This is a genomic window from Stenotrophomonas sp. S41 (assembly GCF_016624625.1).
Classification (GTDB): domain Bacteria; phylum Pseudomonadota; class Gammaproteobacteria; order Xanthomonadales; family Xanthomonadaceae; genus Stenotrophomonas.
Genome location: NZ_JACVTV010000093.1, coordinates 1 through 18,257 on the forward strand (window position 1 = coordinate 1; position 18,257 = coordinate 18,257).

The window sequence follows — 18,257 nt, forward strand, 5'->3', positions numbered from 1 at the left end:
CCACCTCGGTCACACCCATCAATATCACGAAGGTCCGCGCCGTCATCGTAATTGGCGGGAACAGCAGCCGCATCACCCGGTCGCCGAACACCATGCCGTACCCCAGCAGCAGGCCGAACACACCGCCCGAAGCGCCCAGTACCGTGGCCGGGTTGTCCAGCATCGTTCCCACGATCAGCTGGCAGACGCCGGCACCGGCGATGCAGACCAGGTAGAAGACCAGGAACCGCTTCTCGCCCCAGGTCTGTTCCAGCGGCGAGCCAAGCAGGAACAGCAGCAACATGTTGAAGAACAGGTGCGCAAAGCCGCTGTGCAGGAAGCCATAGGTCAGCAGCTGCCACGGCTGGAAATTGCCGCCCGGGGAAAACGCATCGAAACCCTGCTGCCACGGCTGCAGCATGAACGGTTCGAAGGTCTGCATGCCGAGCAGGAACGGCTGCTGCAGCAGGAACAGGATCACGTTGGCGATCAGCAGAGCCTTGGTGACGGTGGGCAGTCGCGGGAACATGGGAATACCGGCATGGAACGGCCTCCATCATAGCCGTAGCCTCACGACAGCGTGGCGACCGCCCTGCCCGTTCCGTTCAGTCGCCGCTGGTGATCAGCCCGGGCCCCAGATCGCCGCGTCCAGCGCGGCAGCCGGATCGCTGGCAGGCATGTGCACGCGGCCGTTTTCCACCACCACGCCTTCGGCGCGCAGCCGCTGCGACTGCTCGCGCCAGCCGGCCGAACCTTCGGCCATGGCGATGCGCCCGTCCGAGCGCAGCACGCGGTGCCAGGGCAGGTGCGGGTCTTCGTTCTGGCCGAGGATGCGCGCGGTCAGGCGCGCGCGCCCGGGCAGGCCGGCGCGCATCGCCACCTGGCCATAGCCCAGCACCTGGCCCGGCGGGATCGCACGGATCACCGCCAGGATGCGGTCACGCGCCTGCTCCGGCGTCAGCGCCGCAGGCGGGTCACCAGCAGTACGCCGATCAGCACCAGCACGGTGCCGGCGATCTGCGCCGGCCCCATCGGCTCGTCGAGCAGCCATAGACTCATCACGATGGTGGAAACCGGGCCCAGCATACCCACCTGCGCAGCCAGCGACGAGCCGACGCGCTGCACCGCCAGCATGATCGCCAGCACCGGCAGCACGGTGCACACCGTGGCGTTGACCAGCGACAGCCATTGCACCGGCGCCGGTGCCTGCCACAGCAGCGGCAGCGGATGGGTGATGGCGAAATGCAGCAGCACCAGCACGCCGGCCACGCAGCTGGCATAGGCAGTCAGCCTTACCGCACCGATGCGCGCGACCACCTGGCCGCTGCCGAACAGGTACAGCGCGTAGCTGAGCGCGCTGCCCAGCACCAGCAGGCTGCCGACGATGATCTGCCCGCCCTCGCGCTGCAGGTCATGGCCGAAGGCCAGCAGCACGCCCAGGTAGCTCAGCACCAGCGCCGCGACCTGCCAGCGGCCCGGGCGCTGCCGCGCCAGCAGCACGTTGATCAGCAGCACCAGGGTCGGGTTCAAGTACAGGATCAGCCGTTCCAGGGTCACGCTGATGTACTGCAGGCCCTGGAAATCGAGCAGGCTGGACAGGTAGTAGCCGGTGAAGCCCAGCCACAGCACGCGGGCACGGTCGGCCCAGGACAGCGGTTCGGCACGGCGCGCCGACCACAGGGCCATCAGCACGAACAGCGGCAGCGCCATCAGCATGCGCAGGGCCAGCAGCGTGGTGGCATCGACGCCGTGGCGCAGGCCCAGCTTGACGATGATGGCCTTGCCGGACGCGGCGATGGCACCGACCGCAGCCAGGCCGATGCCGCCCAGGGCAATGCGCGGGGAGGCAGTAGCGATGCGGGGGGAAGGGTTGGACATCAGGACGACGGCAGGCCGCAGGGTGCGGCCATGGGGTATGTGGGGACGCGCATTGTCGCATGCGGGCGCCCGCTGCCCGCCTTGTAGAGTCGAGCCATGCTCGACTGACTTCCACCGCAGTCGAGCATGGCTCGACTCTACAGATGGGCGCAGCCGAGCATGGGCTCGGCTCTACAACAACCGCGCGTCAGCGCATCAGCACCACTTCCTCGGCCGAGGTCGGGTGGATGGCCACGGTATCGTCGAACTGGGCCTTGGTCGCCCCCATCTTCACCGCCACCGCGAAGCCCTGCAGGATCTCATCGGCTGCTTCACCGAGCAGGTGGATGCCGACCACGCGCTCCTCGGCACCGGCGCAGACCATCTTGAACAGGCTGCGCTGGGTGCCGTTGGCCAGCGCCTGCAGCATCGGCCGGAACCGGCTGTGGTAGACCGTCACCTGGTCGAAGCAGGCACGTGCTTCTTCCTCGCTCATGCCCACCGCGCCCAGCGGCGGGTGCGAGAACACCACGCTGGCCACGTTGCTGTAATCCATCTTCGCTTCAGGGCGGCCACCGAACAGGCGGTCCATCAGGCGCCGTGCCGCGGCCACGGCGACCGGGGTCAGGCCGACCTTGCCGGCAATGTCACCCACCGCATGCACGCTGGGCACCGCCGTGGTCTGCCACTCATCCACCTCCACCTGCTGGTGTTCGCCAATGCCGATGCCCAGCGCTTCCAGGCCGAGATCGCGGCTGTTGCCACGGCGACCGGTGGCGAAGAACACTGCATCGAACACGCTGTCCAGCGGGCCGTCATGGCCGAACGCGCGCACGCGCCCGCTGTCGCGCTGCAGTTCACGCAGGCGGTAGTCGAAATGGATGCGCACGCCCTGCTGTTTCAGGTTCTCGGCCAGCTGGTCGGTCAGTTCATGATCGAAGCGCTCCAGCAGCCGGTTGCCACGCACCAGCAGGCTGACCCTGCTGCCCAGCGCCTGCAGCAGGCCGGCCAGTTCCACCGCGATGTAGCCACCACCGATGATCGCCACTTCGGCCGGCGCACTGCGCAGGTCGAAGAAATCATCGGAGACCAGGCCCAGCTCCGCGCCGGGAATGTCCGGGCGCTGCGGGTGCGCCCCGGTGGCGATGAGGATGTGTCCGGCGCTGTAGCGCACGCCATCGCTGCAGGCCACGGTATGCGCGTCGACCAGGTGGCCGCGCGCCGGGATGCGCACCACGCCGGTTTCGTCCAGGCGCTTGTTGTAGCTGGTATGGATGTTGGTGATGTAGGCCTGGCGATGGATCACCAGTTCCTTCCACGACAGCGCCGGCCGTGCCGGCACATCGAAGCCCATCGCATTGGCCAGGCCGATGCGCTCGTGCAGGTCGGCCGCCAGCCACATAGCCTTTTTCGGCACGCAGCCGACGTTGACGCAGGTACCGCCCAGCGCGCCGGGTTCCAGCAGCGCCACGCGCTTGCCGTGCTGGGCCGCGCGGATGGCACCGGCCAGGCCGGCGGAACCGCCGCCAAGCACGATCAGGTCGTAGTCAAAGGATGCAGTGCTCATCGGAATCGCTCGAAGAAAAGAAAAGTCGTGGATCCACGCGATGCGTGGAGGGCGCCGCCGTTGTTGGCGAGCATGCCATGGGGATGCGCAGCGCAGCGTGAGCGGTGCGGGCGGGGTCAGCCCTGCGCGGCCTCGCGGCGCATCGGCGGCCATCGCAGGTAGGTCATCGCACGCCACAGCCATTCCATCGGGCCGAAGCGGAAGCGCCGCAACCACAGCTGCGAGATGCCCACCTGCAGCGCGAACAGCAGCAAGGCGAACACCAGCTGCCATGCGCGCGGCATCAGGTCGAACCAGCCCAGCCCGTAGTGGTTGAACAGCCAGGTGCAGACCAGCGACTGCGCCAGGTAGTGGGTCAGCGCCATGCGCCCCGCCGGTGCCAGCCAGCCCAGCCGCGCGCGCCAGTGCACGATCCAGGCCAGGTAGCCCAGGCACATCGGCACCGCGCCAACCGACACCAGCGACATCACCGCGGTGGTTTCAAAGGTGTATTCGCCCGGCGCCAGGTACGGCTTCCACAGCACCCCGCCGAGGGTGACCAGCAGGCCCAGCGGCAGCGCGCCCCAGCGCAGGCAGGCATACAGGCGGGGGAAGCGCTCCGGCTCGGTCAGCGCACCGCTGGCGGCGAACCAGCTGCCGATCAGGAACATGCCCAGCACTTCCGGCCCGGTGATCACCAGCGCGCCCAGCGAGCTGCCGAACTCCTGCAGGCGCTGCACGTTGCCCTGCATCCACGTGCCCTGCCCGTACACCAGGCGCTGCTGGTCGATGGCCTGCTGCGCATCGACCAGCATCTTCTGCAGGTCCTGCGGCGGCGAGATCGTCACCATCGCGCCGATCAGCAGCATCATCGACACGCCGGCCAGGTAGACCACGATGCCCATCCACGGCAGCCAGCTGCGCGGGGCTTCGCGGCAGGCCAGCAGAGGCAGCGACACCAGCGCGTACATGACCAGGATGTCGCCGGACCAGACCAGCAGCGCGTGGCACAGGCCGATCAGCACAAGGCCGAGGCTGCGCCGCAGGTAGAACGGCGCGAATTCACGCCCGGCCGCCTGCGCGCGTTGCGCCATGACCGCAAAGCCGGCACCGAACAGCAGCGAGAACAGGGTGAAGAACTTGCCCTGCACGAAGATGTAGACGAAGGCGTCAGCCGCGTAATCCAGCCCGTGCCAGCGCGTGTCGATGCCGGTGAAGGCCAGGTCCAGCGGTCCGCTGAGGGCCTCTATGTTCATCAGCAGGATGCCCAGCAGGGCCACCCCGCGCAGCACGTCCAGCACCGCGATGCGTTCGCCGGAAGCCACCGGCTGCAGGGAAAGGGAAGCGGCGTTCACGGGGCATCCGGCAGGCAGGTCCGTCATTATGCCGCCGCCCTGCGCGCCATGGATGGCCGCGCCCTGTTCCAGAAACGCAACGACCCGCCGAAGCGGGCCGTTGCTGCCATCACGATCGCGCGGCGATCAGTGCTGGTGACCACCGTCGCCATGGACGTGGCCGTGGTCGATTTCTTCCTTGGCGGCTTCGCGCACTTCAACGATCTCGACGTTGAAATGCAGGTCCTTGCCGGCCATCGGGTGGTTCAGGTCGACGTCGACCACGCTCATGCCGACCTTCTGCACGGTGACCGCGCGCGGGCCGAAGTTGGTCTGCAGCACGACCTGCTGGCCCGGGACCAGCTTGGCGGTACCGAAGTGCTTCTTCGGCACGCGCTGGGACAGGCCCTCGCGGCGCTCGCCGTAGGCATCGGCCGCCGAGACGTCGACGTCGAAGGTCGCGCCGGCTTCCTTGTCCATCATGGCGTTTTCCAGGCCCGGGATGATGTTGCCGTGGCCGATCAGGATCGACAGCGGCTCACCGCGGTCCTTGGACGATTCGATCGGCGCCTGGCCGACCTCGGAGACGGTGTAGTGGAAGCGGACAACGCGGTCTTTTTCGATCTTCATGCGCAACTCTGTCTGGATCTGCCGGAGGCAGGCGGGTTGGGGCGGGTTGTCGCCCGGCGGGGACGCCGCCATCATGACGGCCAATCCAAGGTGGCGCATTATCCGGAGAACATGCACAACACGCCAGTTTCGTCCGGCCTGCGCCGGATCCTCGCGCCCGCCCTGCTGCTGGCCCTGCCCCTGCTGCTGGCCGCCTGCGGTGGCGGCAAGGCCGTCCGCCCCGCCCCGCCACCGCCCACGGCGCACTGGCCGGCCACCACGCCGGACAACCCCGAGGCCGCCAATTCGGTGCTGATGCGCGCCATCAGCCTGGTCGGCACGCCCTACCGCTATGGCGGCAACACCCCCGATTCGGGCTTCGACTGCAGCGGCCTGGTGACCTACGTCTACCGCGATATGGTCGACCTGAAGCTGCCGCGCACCTCACGCGACCTGGCCGCCGTGCAGGGACCGAAGATCGATCCGCAGCGCCTGGCCACCGGCGACCTGGTGTTCTTCGGCAGCCGCGGCAACGTCACCCATGTCGGCATCTACGTGGGCGAAGGCCGGTTCGTGCACGCGCCGAGCACCGGCGGCACCGTCCGCCTGGACTCGCTCAGCGGCGCCTACTGGAAAGACCACTACACAGGAGCGAAACGCGTTCTTCGCTAAAATGAACAGGCGATATGTTCAAAACTGTGATGGGAGTCACTATGAAAATAACGGTTTATTAACGGAATTTTTAACTTATTGACGCTTTTACAGGGCATGATGCCCCATCGTTTTTTTCCTGTGACCGACGCGTGACGACTGACGACCTGCAAGGCCAAGGCCAGACCGCCGCTTCTTCACGTAGTGTCCGCCCGCTTTTCCTGGGCCTGGCGCTGTGTCTGACCAGCCTTCCGGCCTGGTCGCAGAGTGCCCCCACCAAGACCGATGCGACCCCGGCCACCGTGGCCGAGACCGCCCGGCCGGCCGCCAAGGCCGACGCTGCCGCTCCCCAGCGCAGCCGCGCCGATGCCGCCGCCAGCGCCACCCTGGCCGCCCTGCTGCCGCATCTGGCCGCCAATGACACCATTCCGCTGATGGACCGCTCGGCGATGGTCGCCGGCGACCTCAGCCGCCTGCTTGCCAACTACGACACCAGCAGCGCCGCCAATGGCAGCGTCGTTGGCACCGAGGCCGACAACGGCAAGGTGCAGTCCCTGCTGCGCCGCGCGATGACCCTGCTGGGCACCCCCTACCGTTGGGGTGGCAGCAACCCGGACAGCGGCTTCGACTGCAGCGGCCTGGTCGGCTACGTATTCCGCTCGGCGCTGGGCATCGAGCTGCCGCGCGTCTCGCGCGAAATGGCCCATGACAACAATGCCGAACTGATCAACGACCGCGCCGCGCTGGCGGCGGGCGACCTGGTCTTCTTCGGCCGCAAGGGCCGCGTCGACCACGTCGGCATCTATGTCGGCGAAGGCCGCTTCCTGCACGCACCGAGCACCGGCAAGGACGTCCGCGTCGACACCCTGCTCAGCGGCTACTGGGGCAACAAGTTCATGCAGGCCCGCCGCGTCGACCTCTGACCCGGACGCCCGCACCCGCACTGGAAGCCGCTGCCCTGCAGCGGCTTTTTTGTTGTCCACCTCCCCTGACGTGCAGATGCGTGGCCGCTGGCCGCCGCTGCCTGCGTTGGTCACTGATGTCACGGCGGGATACATGCCGCGACCGGCCGCTGGATGCGGCCATGGCATCCCGGCGTGGGGCGGCACGCGCGATGCCCGGTCTGACACCGCCCGCGTTGCCCGGATGCTTGGGGGAAGGCATGGCGGCAAGCCTGCAGGTTCCATCACGCTGTGTGATCTGGTTCGGCCAGCCACTGGCGAGCGAGCGCGACGCGCTGGCGGCGGCCGGCTGGCAGCTGCGCTGCGTCAGTCCCTCGCCGGCCATGGCCGTGGGCCTGCGCGGCCGCGACCATCTGGTGGCCGTGCTGGACCTGCGCCACCTGGATGCGGAGGCGCTGCAGCCCATGCTGCCGTGGGTCGAGCAGCACCACCACCTGCCCTGGCTGGCCGTGCTGCCGGGCGGTCTGGATGTGCCGCCGCCCAGCTGGGCGGCGCTGCTGCGCGCCTGCCAGGACCAGTTCACCCTGCCCCGCGAGCTGCAGGACCTGCTGACCGCGATGCAGCGCGAATGCGGCGAGGATGATCCTCCCGCAGCGGCGATACGCGACGGCGGCGGCCTGCCCGCGCTGATCGGCGACAGCCCGGCCCTGCTGGCCGTGCGCGCGTCCCTGCACAAATTCGCTCCGGTCGAGCTGCCGGTGCTGGTGACCGGCGAAACCGGCACCGGCAAGGAGCTCGCCGCGCAGGCCCTGCACGCCCTGTCCGGGCGCGCCGGCCGGTCCTTCCTCGCAGTCAACTGCGGGGCCATCCCGGCAAGCCTGGTGCAGTCGGAGCTGTTCGGCCACGAGCGCGGCGCCTTCACCGGGGCGGCCCAGCGCCGGGTCGGCCTGTTCGAAACCGCCGACGGCGGCACCGTGTTCCTGGACGAGGTGGGCGACCTGCCTGCCGACGCACAGACCAGCCTGCTGCGCGTGCTGCAGGAAGGCACGCTGGAGCGGGTCGGCAGCAACCAGCCGCTGCGGGTGGATGTCCGCGTGCTGGCGGCAACCCATGTCGACCTCGAACAGGCCGTTGCCCAGGGGCGGTTCCGCCGCGATCTGTACTACCGCCTCAACGTGCTGCGGCTGCCGATGCCGGCGCTGCGCGACCGTGGCAACGATGTGCTGCTGCTGGCCGAGCACTTCCTGCGCAGCTTCCGCAACCGCCACCCCGGCCGCGCCCGTGGCTTCGATCCCGGTGCGCGCGTGGCGATGCGCCAGTTCGACTGGCCGGGCAATGTGCGCGAACTGCTGAACCGGGTGCAGCGCGCAGCGATCGTCAGCGAACACGAGCTGATCAGCGCCGGTGACCTGGATCTGGCGGACGCCGATGCCCCTTCGCCGCGCGCGGTGCTGCAGGACGCACGCGGCCAGGTCGAGCGCGATGTGCTGCTGCGGACACTGAAGATGCATGGCTACAACGTGTCGGCCTGCGCGCGGCACATGCAGGTGTCGCGGGTGACGGTGTACCGGTTGTGCCGGAAGCACCGGCTGGAGCTGCCGCCGGAGCGGTAGTGCCAGGCGCTGCCCGGCAGGAAGTCAGCCGAGCATGGCTCGGCTCTACTGGAAGCGTGAGGGTCGCTGCAAAAAAAAGAACGCCGGGCGAGGCCCGGCGTTGCCGATGCAGGATCACCGCAATCAGCTACAACATGTACGGCACCTTGAACGACAGCGTGAAGTCCGGTGCATCCGGGGTCAGGCCGATGCCCAGCAGGGTCACCATCGTCGCGTGCTGGTTCAGCGCGTAGGTCACGCCCAGGTTCAACGACGCCGCGTTGGCATCGCTGCCGATTACCTTCACCCACTGCCCGCCCTGGAACCGCGTCGACGCGCGTGCACTGATCTTGTCGCTGAAGGAAATGCTCAGGCTGGTGCGTTCGTTGAAGGCGAAGGCCACGCCGGCACCGAAGTACACCGACCCACCCAGCTTCACATCGCCGGGGTTCACGGTGTCCGGGTTGCTGTCGATATCGTCGAAGCCACGCGGGAAGGAATGGATGTAGCCGGCGTTGGCGAACAGGATCGCCGGATCGGCGGTCTTCACCATCGACACGCCCAGGTTGGCCTGCCAGACGCCGTTGCCGGTCGGCTGTTCGCGCGGGACCGCGAAGCGGATGTAGTCATCGTCATCGCGCTCGATCACCCGCCAGTCCAAGCCATACGGTGCGCGGCCGGTCGGTGCGGTGACGCCGCCGGTCAGCACCGTTTCCGGGCGCCAGCCACGCTCGCCGAACAGGCGGTAGTTGGCGCTCATGCTGACATCGCCGATGCCGTTGCCGTTGGTCTCTTCCTGCGCGATGGCCGCCGCGGCACCGCCCGCACCGCCCTTCTGGTACACGGTGCGCCGTGCCAGGTAGGGCACGTCCATGTTCAACGTCAGGTTCGGGCTGACACCCCAGCGCGCGGCCAGGTTGTAGGTCAGCGAATCGGACTCGACGTTCTCGATGGCGATGTTGCCGAGGAAGATCGCATCCAGCGCCAGGAAGCCGTTGAGGGAGAGCTGCTTGCGGTCATAGCGCGCGTAGGTGAGGCTGTTTTCAATCGTGAACTTGCGCGAGAACAGCGCGGCCTGCTGCTGTTTCACATCGTCCACGCTGCGCCGCGCCTCCTGCTTGGCCTGCTGGGCCTCGGCCGCGGTGCTGGCATAACCTTCGCTGCTCGGTGGCACGGCGGCCGCCGCCGCAGGCGCCAGGGGCGCCGCCGGGGTCGTGGCGCCGCCGGCCCGTCCGCTCAGGCGGGCCTGCATGGCCTGCACCTGCATGTCCAGCTCGCGCAGGCGTCGCACCTCCTGCGCGTAGTTGGCCTTGAGCTGCTCGAGCTGGGTGATCAGTGCCTGTACATCGGCACCGTCCTTGGCCTCCGCCGCCGGTTGCTGGGCGAAGGCATTGGCCGCCAGCGCCGCCAGCGCCAGCGGGGTAAGCCGCAAATAGGTGTGCATGTCGTTGGCCTGCGTTGTCCGTCCTTCCCCCTTGACCGGGCCGTGTTACTGGCCCGGGCCCATGCCGCGGTTCAGCGCGATCGCCTGGGCCACGCTCTGGCTCAACGGCTGGTTGCTGGCCACGGTGCTGCGTACCAGCTCAAGCTGCAGCCGGTTGCTTGCCACTTGCCCATCACCGGACAGGGCGATGCCCTGGCCGACGCTGCCATTGCGGATCCACTGCTGGACTAGGCCCTGGCCGTCGATCTGCAGCATCAGGCGCGCCTGGTTACCATCGAGCACCGCCGTGGCACTGGTCCCGCCCTGCTGCATCTGGGCGATGCGGTTGCCATCGTCGGTGGTGGTCGGCACCGCGCCATCACGCACGGTCAAGGTGGTCACGTTGCGCGCGGTGTTGCCATCGCCGGCCACCTGCACCGCCTGCACCAGGCCGGTGGCGTTGGCCAGGCCGCTGCTGTCGATGCTGCGTCCGTCCGGGGTGGGCATCGGGGCATCGGCGTTGGTGACCTGCACGTGCGGCTGGAACGTCAGCCGCGGCGTACTGCCCTGGCGGAAGTCCATGCCCAGGGTCAGCGCGCCCTGCACGCTGCTGCCGTTGGCACCCTGCCATTGCGAAATCATCGTTACCCCGAACCAGGCCACGTTGTTGCCGCCCACGGTGTAGCGACCACGCATCAGGTTCAGTTCGGGATCGGGTATTTCCTTCAGGCCGCGCCCTGGTGCGCCTTCAGCGGCCCAGGCGGGCAGCACCGGCAACAGCAGCAGCGTGGCGATCAACAAACGTTGGCACAGCATGATCGGGCCTCCTTCAGAACAGGTCGGCATGGCTGAAGCCGAAATCGACCAGTTCGGCATCGGTGATCGGGCCCTGCCGCGCGTACAACGCACGCGCACTGGGCCGCTCGCTGGGTTGCAGAAGAACAGTGTTGCGATCGAAGTCGCTGCCGATGACGACGAAAACAGCGCGCGACGGCCACGCTTCGTTGAATTCGGCCAAGGACAGGCTGCGGTTGCCGAGGATGGGGTCGGCCACCTCGACGATGCCGCCACGGACCTGCTTGAGCACCACGAAGTGGCGGAACCCGCGTACGTCCATCAGCACCAGGCCGGGCACGCGCAGGTTGCGCAGCCGGCTTTCATCGATGCGGTAGCCACGCCCGCGCATGCCGAGCGATTCGACATAGCGCTTGATGTCCAGCAGCGAGAAACCGCGTTCCTTCACCAGCTGCGGATCGGACACGCCCATCATCCCTTCGATCACCGTCGCCTCCGTGGTGTCCAGGTGGTAGGCGTAGCGCAGGATGGTGGCCAGTGCGGCCGCGCCACAGCTGTAATCGGTGTGTTGCCGCACCAGGTTGCGGTAGCGCCGCTCCTGCATGCTCTCCACCTTCTGCTGCATCAGCGCGCCGTTGGGCAGTACGCCGGTGAACTTGACGTCGCCTGCCCATGCGTGGGCGCTGCCCAGCAACAGCAGGCAGGACAGCAGGCGGATCCAGCAGCGGTGTGCGGCCATGGTGCCCTCCAGCAGAAGGAAGGAGCCCCTGCCCCAAGGGGGAGGAGGAGCAGGGGCTCCCGGGGGACCCGGCCATTGGCGGATGGCCGGGCTTGTTGCACTCAACGCAGCTTCGCTGCGAAAGCGGTCACGCCAGGTGTTACTCGCCGCCGCCGGTGCCGCCACCGCCACCGGTGCTCGGCTGTGCCACGGCCAGGGCCAGGCTGTTGGCCTGCAGGTTGCCGGTGCCCGAGGCGACGTTCACGCCGATGTTGCCGGAGGCGCCCGAGAACGCACTGCCCGACAGCGCCGAGGTGTTGGTCGCATTCACGTTCACCCAGCGGGTGGTCGTGACGGTGCCGCTCAGGCTGGCGTACAGGTCGGCGACGCCCAGTTCGACGAACTGGCTGGTGCCGCTTTCACGCGTATCGAAGCCCAGGCCACCGACGCCCTGACGGTACGGGTTCGGCGTCGCGTTCTGGATATCGCTGTCCAGATCGATGTGGCCGGTCGCGTTGCCACCCGGGTGCGGCAGGTCGCCACTCCAGGTATCCAGATAGTAGTTGGCCATCTGGTAGGCATTGCCGCGGCCACTGTAGGTGCCGGCGCCATAGGCCAGGGTCAGGCCGCCCACGCCACCGCTCATGCCCACTTCCACGGTGTCGGTGTAGGACTGCACGAAGCCGGCATTGCTCACGGCATTGCCGCTGGACATCTGGTTGGAGCTGATGCTGGACTGGGCCATCGCACTGGTGGCCACCGACGCAGCGAGCGCGTTCTTCTGCTCGTTGTTGTTGCCCGACGCGATGTTCACGCCGATGTTGCCGGACGCGCCGCCGAAGGCATTGCCACCGAGGCCGGCAGCGTTGGTGACGCCGGAGTTCATGGTGGTGTTGCCCATGCCGGACTGGTTGACGAACACTTCGGCGTCGGCCATGCCGAAGCTGAAGGACGCGTCAGCGGCGGACAGCGAAGCCGCATTGTCCTGCGCGTTGTTGTCACCGGCCACGACGTTGAAGCCGAGGTTGCCCGAGGCACCCGAGCCGACGTCATCGGCGATCGAGGCGCTGTTGGTGACCAGGCTGTTGGACGCGGCGTTGTGGCTGATCGACTGGCGGTTGTCGATGACCGCGATGGCGGCCGAATCCAGGTCGATGTCACCGGTGATGGTCGGATCGCCGGAGAAGTTCACGTCGCTGCTCAGGCGCAGGTCCTTTTCCAGGTTCACGTCGACGCCGTGGTTGTTCTTTTCCTTGCGCTCGTCGGCCTGGATGTTGCTGTTCTTCTGCACCTGCTCGTTGACCGTACGGTTGCGGGTCACGCTGGAGCTGTCGGTGTTGTTGCGTACCGTGGTGTTGGTACGGGTCCAGTTGCGGACCTCGTTGTCGGTGTGGTTGTGGGTGTCGTTGCGGGTTTCGGTCACGACATGGTTGTGGTTGATGTTCGCGTTGGCGTTCTGGTTGTCCCAGCCATTGGCCGCGGCGGCGGTCGAGGCAGAAGCAATTGCCATGGCGAGCAGAGACTTCTTGAAAGTCGCGTTCATGGTGTCCTCTCTCTCATCAGTGATACATCGGGTGGTGGGTACTGCTCACGGGTTGCCCTGGACGACCATGCCAAGCACGTTGGCCGTGTCGTTGCGGGCTCCCGCGATCTGATTGAGTTGCAGGACACCGTCGAAGCCCCGCAGTGCCGAGGCGGAAACCCCGACGCTGCGGATACCCGCCGCAACACCGTCGCCGGTGTCGCCCTGCCCCCCTGTTGACGCGATGTCCGACGCCGCCAAAGCCGCGTCGTCGGTCTCGCGTATCCCTTGCCGGGCCAGCGTCGCGCTGACGACGTTGAGCGTCGTGTTGGCGATGCCACTGGCCTGGTTGATCGATGCGATGCCACTGGCGCCGTTCAGCGCCTGGCCTTCGATATGTGCGCTGGCCTGCAGCGGCCCCGACAGCACCACGTCGGCATGGCGCTGCTGGCGCGCGGCGATGGCGACGTTGGCCTGGTCGCCGGTGGCCATGCCCTGCAGGTTGGCCTGGATGTTCAGGTCGCCGCTGGCCTGGTTGACCATGATGGCGCCACTGGCACCGGCCAGCGCGCGGTCGCCGATACGGGCCACGTCCAGATAGGACAGCATGCCGCTGTAATCATCGGCCCAGGCCAGTGCGGGCGCACCCGCCAGCACCAGCAGCAGCGCGCCACGCGCCGCGCGATTCACTTGCCACCTCCCTGCGGTGCCGCGCCCAGCGGGAACTGCGCCAGCGCGCCGCGCACGGTATCGCCGATGCCGCGGGTGGTGTTGCCGACGGCGCCGAGCGGGCCGCTCATCGCACCGCCCAGGCTGTTGCCGCCGAGCGCGCCGTCACTGGAACGGCCCAGCGTGCCGCCGAGGGCCTGGTGGGTCACCCGCTCCACGGTGGTGCCGCCTGGCGCGGCCATGCGGCCGGTCTGCCCCGCCCCGAGCCCGGCATAGTCGTCATCGCTCAATTCATCCATGCCGCTGGAGCCGCCGCCGCTGCCGAGTGCGGTGGCGATCTCATGCTGCGGTTTGGGATCGGCGATCAACGCCATGCCGGGCGGCGCCATGCGATAGGCCGGACGTGCGGCCACATCGCGCAGCAGGACGATCTCGCCCGGCTGCGCCTTCACTCCCTGGCGCGCACCCGAGGCGGCGGCCGCCAGCGGGCAGGCCAGGGCCAGCAGCAGCGCCAGCTGCCGGACCGAGGAACCGAGATGGGTGGTGCTGCTGTCCATGCCGCTCTCCCGTTGCGTATGCGCAGGGACAGAGCAGCTTCCGTGCCAACTTCCAAACCGCTTGGTAGCAAGCGGTTCAGCCAGTCGAGGGGGTGGCGCGTTGCCAGCAGGGTGTTACAGAGGCGTTCGGATTTCGTTTGCCTTAACGTGCAGGAAACAACGCTGCACAAGGCTCGGCAGGGGCTGTATCAGCGGTGTTACAGGTGCTGATACAGCCCGTTGCAGTGCCGCTTCAGCTACGCGGCGGGGTCGGGTCGGGATCATCCAGGCCGACATTGGTCGACGGGTTGTCGTACACCGACTGGTCGAGCAGGCCGGTTTCCTTGGCCACCAGCACCGGCACCAGCATCTGGCCCGTCACGTTCGTCATGGTCCGCATCATGTCCAGGATGCGGTCGATCGCGTACAGGTAACCGATGGTTTCCAGCGGCAGGTTGGCCGCACTCAGCACCACGGTGGCCATGATGACCGCCGTGCCCGGCACGCCGGCCGTGCCGAAGCTGCCCAGCACCGATGCGATCAGCACCACCACGTACTGCTCCGGCGTCAGCGGCACGCCGCTGTACTGGGCGATGAACACCGCGCACAGCGCAGGGTAGATCGCACCGCAGCCGTCCATCTTGATGCTCGCGCCCAGCGGCACGGCGAACGAACCATAGTCCTTGTTGACGCCCAGGTTGTGGGTGATCGAACGCAGCGCCACCGGCATCGCCGCGAAGCTGGACGAGCTGACGAACGCCACCTGCATGCCCGGCGCGGCACCGCGGAAGAACTTCAGCGGATTCAGCCCGTGCGAGAGCAGCAGCGCGCTGTAGACCACGATGATGTGCAGCGCGCAGGCCACGTACAGGGCCAGCACGAAATGGCCCAGCGGCAGCAGCTTCTCGAAGCCGTAGCTGCCGACCAGGCCGGCGATCAGGCCGAACGTACCGATCGGGGTGACTTCCAGTACGAAGCGGGTCACCTGGATCATGATGTCGCTCATCTGGCCGACCAGCTTGCGCGCCTCGGTCACCTTCTCGCCGAGCTTGACGATGGCGAAGCCGACCAGGCCGGCGAAGAAGATCACCGGCAGGATCGAACCACGGCCGGCCGCCAGCACGGTCTCGCCCGCGGCGTTGACCTTGGTGCCGATGCCCGACAGCGCGTAGAACACGTTGGACGGCACCACGTCCAGCAGCACCTGCACCACGCTGGGTACTTCGCGCGGCACGTAGTTGTTGGCCATCGACAGCTGCAGGCCACCGGCGCCGGGCTGCAGCACCGTGCCCACGCCCAGGCCCACGCACACCGCCAGCGCGGCGGTGATGACGAACCACAGGAACGTGCGGCCACTGAGCGCGGCGACCGATTTCTGGCCGTGCAGCGAGGAGATGGCGTTGATGACCGCGAAGAACACCAGCGGTACCGCGATCATCTTGATGAGGGTGACGTACAGCTCGCCGAGCGGGCCGAACCACGTTTCAGCGGCCGGGCCAAGCGCCCAGCCCGCCAGCGCGCCGAGCACGAAGCCACCGACCACGCGCTGCCAGAATGGAATCCGCAGCCAGGCAGAGACCAGTTTCATAGGCAATCCAGGGGGGAAGGAAGGGATGCTGGCACGATAGCCCAAGCGGGCAGGCGGTACGACCGCCCCACCGGCAAACAGTGTGTCATCGGCGTGCATTGCAGGGTTGGGCATAATGAACGCCCCGTTACACTTTGTGAGATCCCAGCGTCCATGCGTCGTTCCGTCTCCCTGTTGGCCGCCTGTGCCACCACCCTGCTGCTGGGCGCCTGCGCCAGCACCACCCCCGCCTCCGCCCCGGCCGGCCTGAAGGTCGCCGTTGATCCGGTCGCCCACCCGGCCGGCGAGACCCCGCAGTGGTGGTACCGCAGCGGCGCCGCCCAGGCGGCCGCCAATGGCGCGATGTCCGGCAAGGCGAAAAACGTCATCCTGTTCCTGGGTGACGGCATGAGCCTGACCACCGTCGCCGCCTCGCGCATCTACGAAGGCCAGCAGAAGGGCGGTTCGGGCGAAGAGAACCTGCTGTCCTGGGAGCGCTTCCCGGCCACGGCGTTCAGCAAGACGTACAACACCGATTCGCAGACGCCGGACTCGGCCGGCACGATGACCGCCATCACCACCGGCGTGAAGACCCACATGGGTGCGATCGGCGTCAGCGCCGGCAGCCGCAGTGACTGCGCCGACAGCCTGTCCAAGGGCCTGCTGACCTGGCTGCAGCTGGCCGACAGCGCCGGCCTGGCCACCGGCATCGTCTCCACCGCACGCCTGACCCACGCCACCCCGGCCGCGACCTACGCGCACTCGCCCGAGCGCAACTGGGAAAACGACACCGACCTGACCGACGCCGCCAAGGCCGCCGGCTGCAAGGACATCGCCCAGCAGCTGCTGTCGACCTCGCGTTATGGCCGTGGCCCGCTGGTCGCCCTCGGCGGTGGCCGTGGCGAATTCACCACCGTGGAAGAACGCGACCCCGAGTACGACGACAAGGTCGGCCAGCGCCTGGACGGGCGCAGCCTGGTGCAGGAATGGCAGCAGTCGCATCCGCAGGGTGCCTACGTCTGGAACAGCACGCAGCTGGCGGCCGCGGCCACCGCGCCGGCCATCCTCGGCCTGTTCGAGCCGGACCACATGCGTTACGAGTACGAGCGTCCGCAGGACCCGGCCGGTGAGCCGAGCCTGGCCGAGCTGACGGCTGCGGCGATCAAGAACCTCTCGCAGCACCAGGAAGGCTACGTGCTGATGATCGAAGGCGCGCGCATCGACCACGCCAACCACAGCGGCAACGCCTACCGCGCCCTCACCGAAACCGTCGCCCTGTCCGACGCGGTGCGCGTGGCCAACGAACTGACCTCGGCCGACGACACCCTGATCATCGTCACCGCCGACCACTCGCACACCCTCAACTTCGTCGGCTACCCGGCGCGCGGCAACCCGATCCTGGGCAAGGTGAAGGACAAGGGCGGCGAAGACGGTGCAGGCAAGCTGGATTACGCGCTGGACGGCAACGGCCAGCCGTACACCACGCTGAGCTACGCCAACGGCCCGGGCCACACCGGCACCACCAACCAGCAGCCGGCCGGCCCGAAGGTCTACCCGCACAACCCGAGCAGCTTCGAACAGGCCAACGGCCGCCCGAACCTGCATGACGTGGACACCGAGCACCCGGACTACATGCAGGAAGCGCTGGTACCGATGAAGTCCGAATCGCACGGTGGCGAAGACGTGGGCATCTGGGCACGCGGCCCGGGCAGCAAGGCCATCCGCGGCACCCTGGAACAGAACGCGATCTACCACATGATCGTGCAGGCCACCCCGGCCCTGCGCGAGCGCCTGTGCCAGGCCGGCACCTGCGACGACAAGGGCGTGCCGGTGCAGCTGCCGGCGCCGACCGCCTTCGAGCGCAAGGCCGAGGCGCAGTGACGGCACGGCCTGAGCGGCCGTCGTCTGCCAGCGGCCGCCTCGCGCGGTCGCTGGCACTGTGCGGCCTGCTGGCCAGCGGTGCGGCGTGGGCGCAGGCACCGGCGTGCACGCAGCTGACGGAAGAACAGGGCCTGGTGGCCCTGCCCGGCTGCGAGGTGGACGGACACCAGTTGAAGCTCAGCGCCGACGCGCTGAAGGGCCTGCAGTACGACGCGCAGGGCCTGGCGGTTGTGCATGCCGATGGCGGCTTCCACTACGTGGCCCGCAACGGCCGCAGCCTGCCGGTGCTGGCCTGGGACAACGGCGCGGACACGCCGCAGGAAGGCCTGCTGCGCGGGCGCGTGGGTGACCGCGTGGGCTACTTCGACCTGCAGTTCCGCCAGGTGATTCCGGCGCTGTTTGATTTCGCGTGGCCGTTCGAGGACGGCGTGGCGGAGGTCTGCAACGGGTGCAGGCGTGGCACGCCGGATGGCGATGGGCATACACCGATGGAAGGCGGCGAGTGGTTCCGCATCGACCGCACGGGCCGTCGGGTGAAGTAGGTTCTTTTTGCAGGGCTGCGCCCTGCACCTGCCGAAGCTTCAAGCAACGGCAACGTCAAAAGCCGAAGCGGCATTCCGTGGGTTGGCGGGGCACTGTGGGTTTGCGGGGACGCCGTAAACCCGTCCATGGGGGC

Annotated in this window: 18 protein-coding genes; 5 read left to right on the top strand and 13 right to left on the bottom strand. The window is 68.0% G+C overall.

Annotation, left to right across the window (positions count from 1 at the left end; genetic code table 11):
• From IAE56_RS16495 to IAE56_RS16520, 6 genes are all read right to left on the bottom strand, one after another.
• The coding region (locus tag IAE56_RS16495; RefSeq protein WP_200753257.1) for a rhomboid family intramembrane serine protease at positions 1 to 508 on the bottom strand (508 nt) is incomplete at its 3' end.
• A gap of 93 nt (positions 509 to 601) precedes the next feature.
• Entirely contained in the window at positions 602 to 940 is a 339-nt protein-coding gene (locus tag IAE56_RS16500) for an MGMT family protein (RefSeq protein WP_234456139.1), read from the bottom strand.
• Positions 937 to 1,857 carry a DMT family transporter gene (locus tag IAE56_RS16505; protein ID WP_108769503.1) on the bottom strand — a complete coding sequence of 307 codons (921 nt, stop codon included), beginning with the start codon at positions 1,855 to 1,857 and terminating at the stop codon, positions 937 to 939. The genes IAE56_RS16500 and IAE56_RS16505 overlap by 4 nt, the downstream gene beginning before the upstream one ends.
• A gap of 187 nt (positions 1,858 to 2,044) precedes the next feature.
• Positions 2,045 to 3,403 (bottom strand): glutathione-disulfide reductase, encoded by a 1,359-nt coding sequence (gene gorA, locus IAE56_RS16510; protein WP_200753258.1) that lies wholly within the window; start codon positions 3,401 to 3,403, stop codon positions 2,045 to 2,047.
• 116 nt (positions 3,404 to 3,519) lie between these two features.
• Positions 3,520 to 4,764 (bottom strand): DUF418 domain-containing protein, encoded by a 1,245-nt coding sequence (locus IAE56_RS16515; protein WP_200753259.1) that lies wholly within the window; start codon positions 4,762 to 4,764, stop codon positions 3,520 to 3,522.
• A gap of 99 nt (positions 4,765 to 4,863) precedes the next feature.
• A complete protein-coding gene (locus IAE56_RS16520) occupies positions 4,864 to 5,346 on the bottom strand; it encodes a peptidylprolyl isomerase (protein WP_116862722.1) in 483 nt (160 codons plus the stop codon).
• 111 nt (positions 5,347 to 5,457) lie between these two features.
• Between IAE56_RS16520 and IAE56_RS16525 the strand changes: the two genes are divergently transcribed.
• The 3 genes from IAE56_RS16525 (at position 5,458) to IAE56_RS16535 (ending at position 8,491) form a co-directional block, all read left to right on the top strand.
• A complete protein-coding gene (locus IAE56_RS16525) occupies positions 5,458 to 5,997 on the top strand; it encodes a C40 family peptidase (RefSeq protein ID WP_200753260.1) in 540 nt (179 codons plus the stop codon).
• A 131-nt stretch (positions 5,998 to 6,128) separates the two neighbouring features.
• Entirely contained in the window at positions 6,129 to 6,899 is a 771-nt protein-coding gene (locus tag IAE56_RS16530) for a C40 family peptidase (RefSeq protein WP_108769508.1), read from the top strand.
• A 239-nt stretch (positions 6,900 to 7,138) separates the two neighbouring features.
• A complete protein-coding gene (locus IAE56_RS16535; protein ID WP_200753261.1) occupies positions 7,139 to 8,491 on the top strand; it encodes a sigma 54-interacting transcriptional regulator in 1,353 nt (450 codons plus the stop codon).
• A gap of 127 nt (positions 8,492 to 8,618) precedes the next feature.
• Here IAE56_RS16535 and IAE56_RS16540 read toward each other — a convergent pair whose 3' ends face one another.
• The 7 genes from IAE56_RS16540 to IAE56_RS16570 all read right to left on the bottom strand — a co-directional run bounded on the left by IAE56_RS16540 (position 8,619) and on the right by IAE56_RS16570 (position 15,721).
• Positions 8,619 to 9,914, bottom strand: a complete 1,296-nt coding sequence (locus tag IAE56_RS16540; protein ID WP_200753262.1) for a transporter — start codon at positions 9,912 to 9,914, stop codon at positions 8,619 to 8,621.
• Positions 9,915 to 9,959: 45 nt separating this feature from the next.
• Positions 9,960 to 10,709 (bottom strand): hypothetical protein, encoded by a 750-nt coding sequence (locus IAE56_RS16545; protein ID WP_108769511.1) that lies wholly within the window; start codon positions 10,707 to 10,709, stop codon positions 9,960 to 9,962.
• 13 nt (positions 10,710 to 10,722) lie between these two features.
• Positions 10,723 to 11,427: a C39 family peptidase gene (locus IAE56_RS16550; RefSeq protein WP_108769512.1), complete on the bottom strand. Its 705-nt coding sequence runs from the start codon at positions 11,425 to 11,427 to the stop codon at positions 10,723 to 10,725.
• Positions 11,428 to 11,566: 139 nt separating this feature from the next.
• Positions 11,567 to 12,949: an adhesin gene (locus IAE56_RS16555; RefSeq protein WP_200753263.1), complete on the bottom strand. Its 1,383-nt coding sequence runs from the start codon at positions 12,947 to 12,949 to the stop codon at positions 11,567 to 11,569.
• A 45-nt stretch (positions 12,950 to 12,994) separates the two neighbouring features.
• The gene (locus tag IAE56_RS16560; protein WP_200753264.1) at positions 12,995 to 13,618 is read right to left on the bottom strand and encodes a hypothetical protein; all 624 of its coding nucleotides are present in this window, start codon (positions 13,616 to 13,618) and stop codon (positions 12,995 to 12,997) included.
• A complete protein-coding gene (locus IAE56_RS16565; RefSeq protein WP_164072944.1) occupies positions 13,615 to 14,154 on the bottom strand; it encodes a hypothetical protein in 540 nt (179 codons plus the stop codon). The genes IAE56_RS16560 and IAE56_RS16565 overlap by 4 nt, the downstream gene beginning before the upstream one ends.
• A gap of 232 nt (positions 14,155 to 14,386) precedes the next feature.
• A complete protein-coding gene (locus IAE56_RS16570) occupies positions 14,387 to 15,721 on the bottom strand; it encodes a dicarboxylate/amino acid:cation symporter (RefSeq protein WP_108769516.1) in 1,335 nt (444 codons plus the stop codon).
• 153 nt (positions 15,722 to 15,874) lie between these two features.
• Between IAE56_RS16570 and IAE56_RS16575 the strand changes: the two genes are divergently transcribed.
• Positions 15,875 to 17,581, top strand: a complete 1,707-nt coding sequence (locus IAE56_RS16575) for an alkaline phosphatase (RefSeq protein ID WP_200753265.1) — start codon at positions 15,875 to 15,877, stop codon at positions 17,579 to 17,581.
• Positions 17,578 to 18,123, top strand: a complete 546-nt coding sequence (locus IAE56_RS16580; RefSeq protein ID WP_200753266.1) for a WG repeat-containing protein — start codon at positions 17,578 to 17,580, stop codon at positions 18,121 to 18,123. Before IAE56_RS16575 ends, IAE56_RS16580 begins: the two co-directional genes overlap by 4 nt.
• Positions 18,124 to 18,257 lie beyond the last annotated feature (134 nt).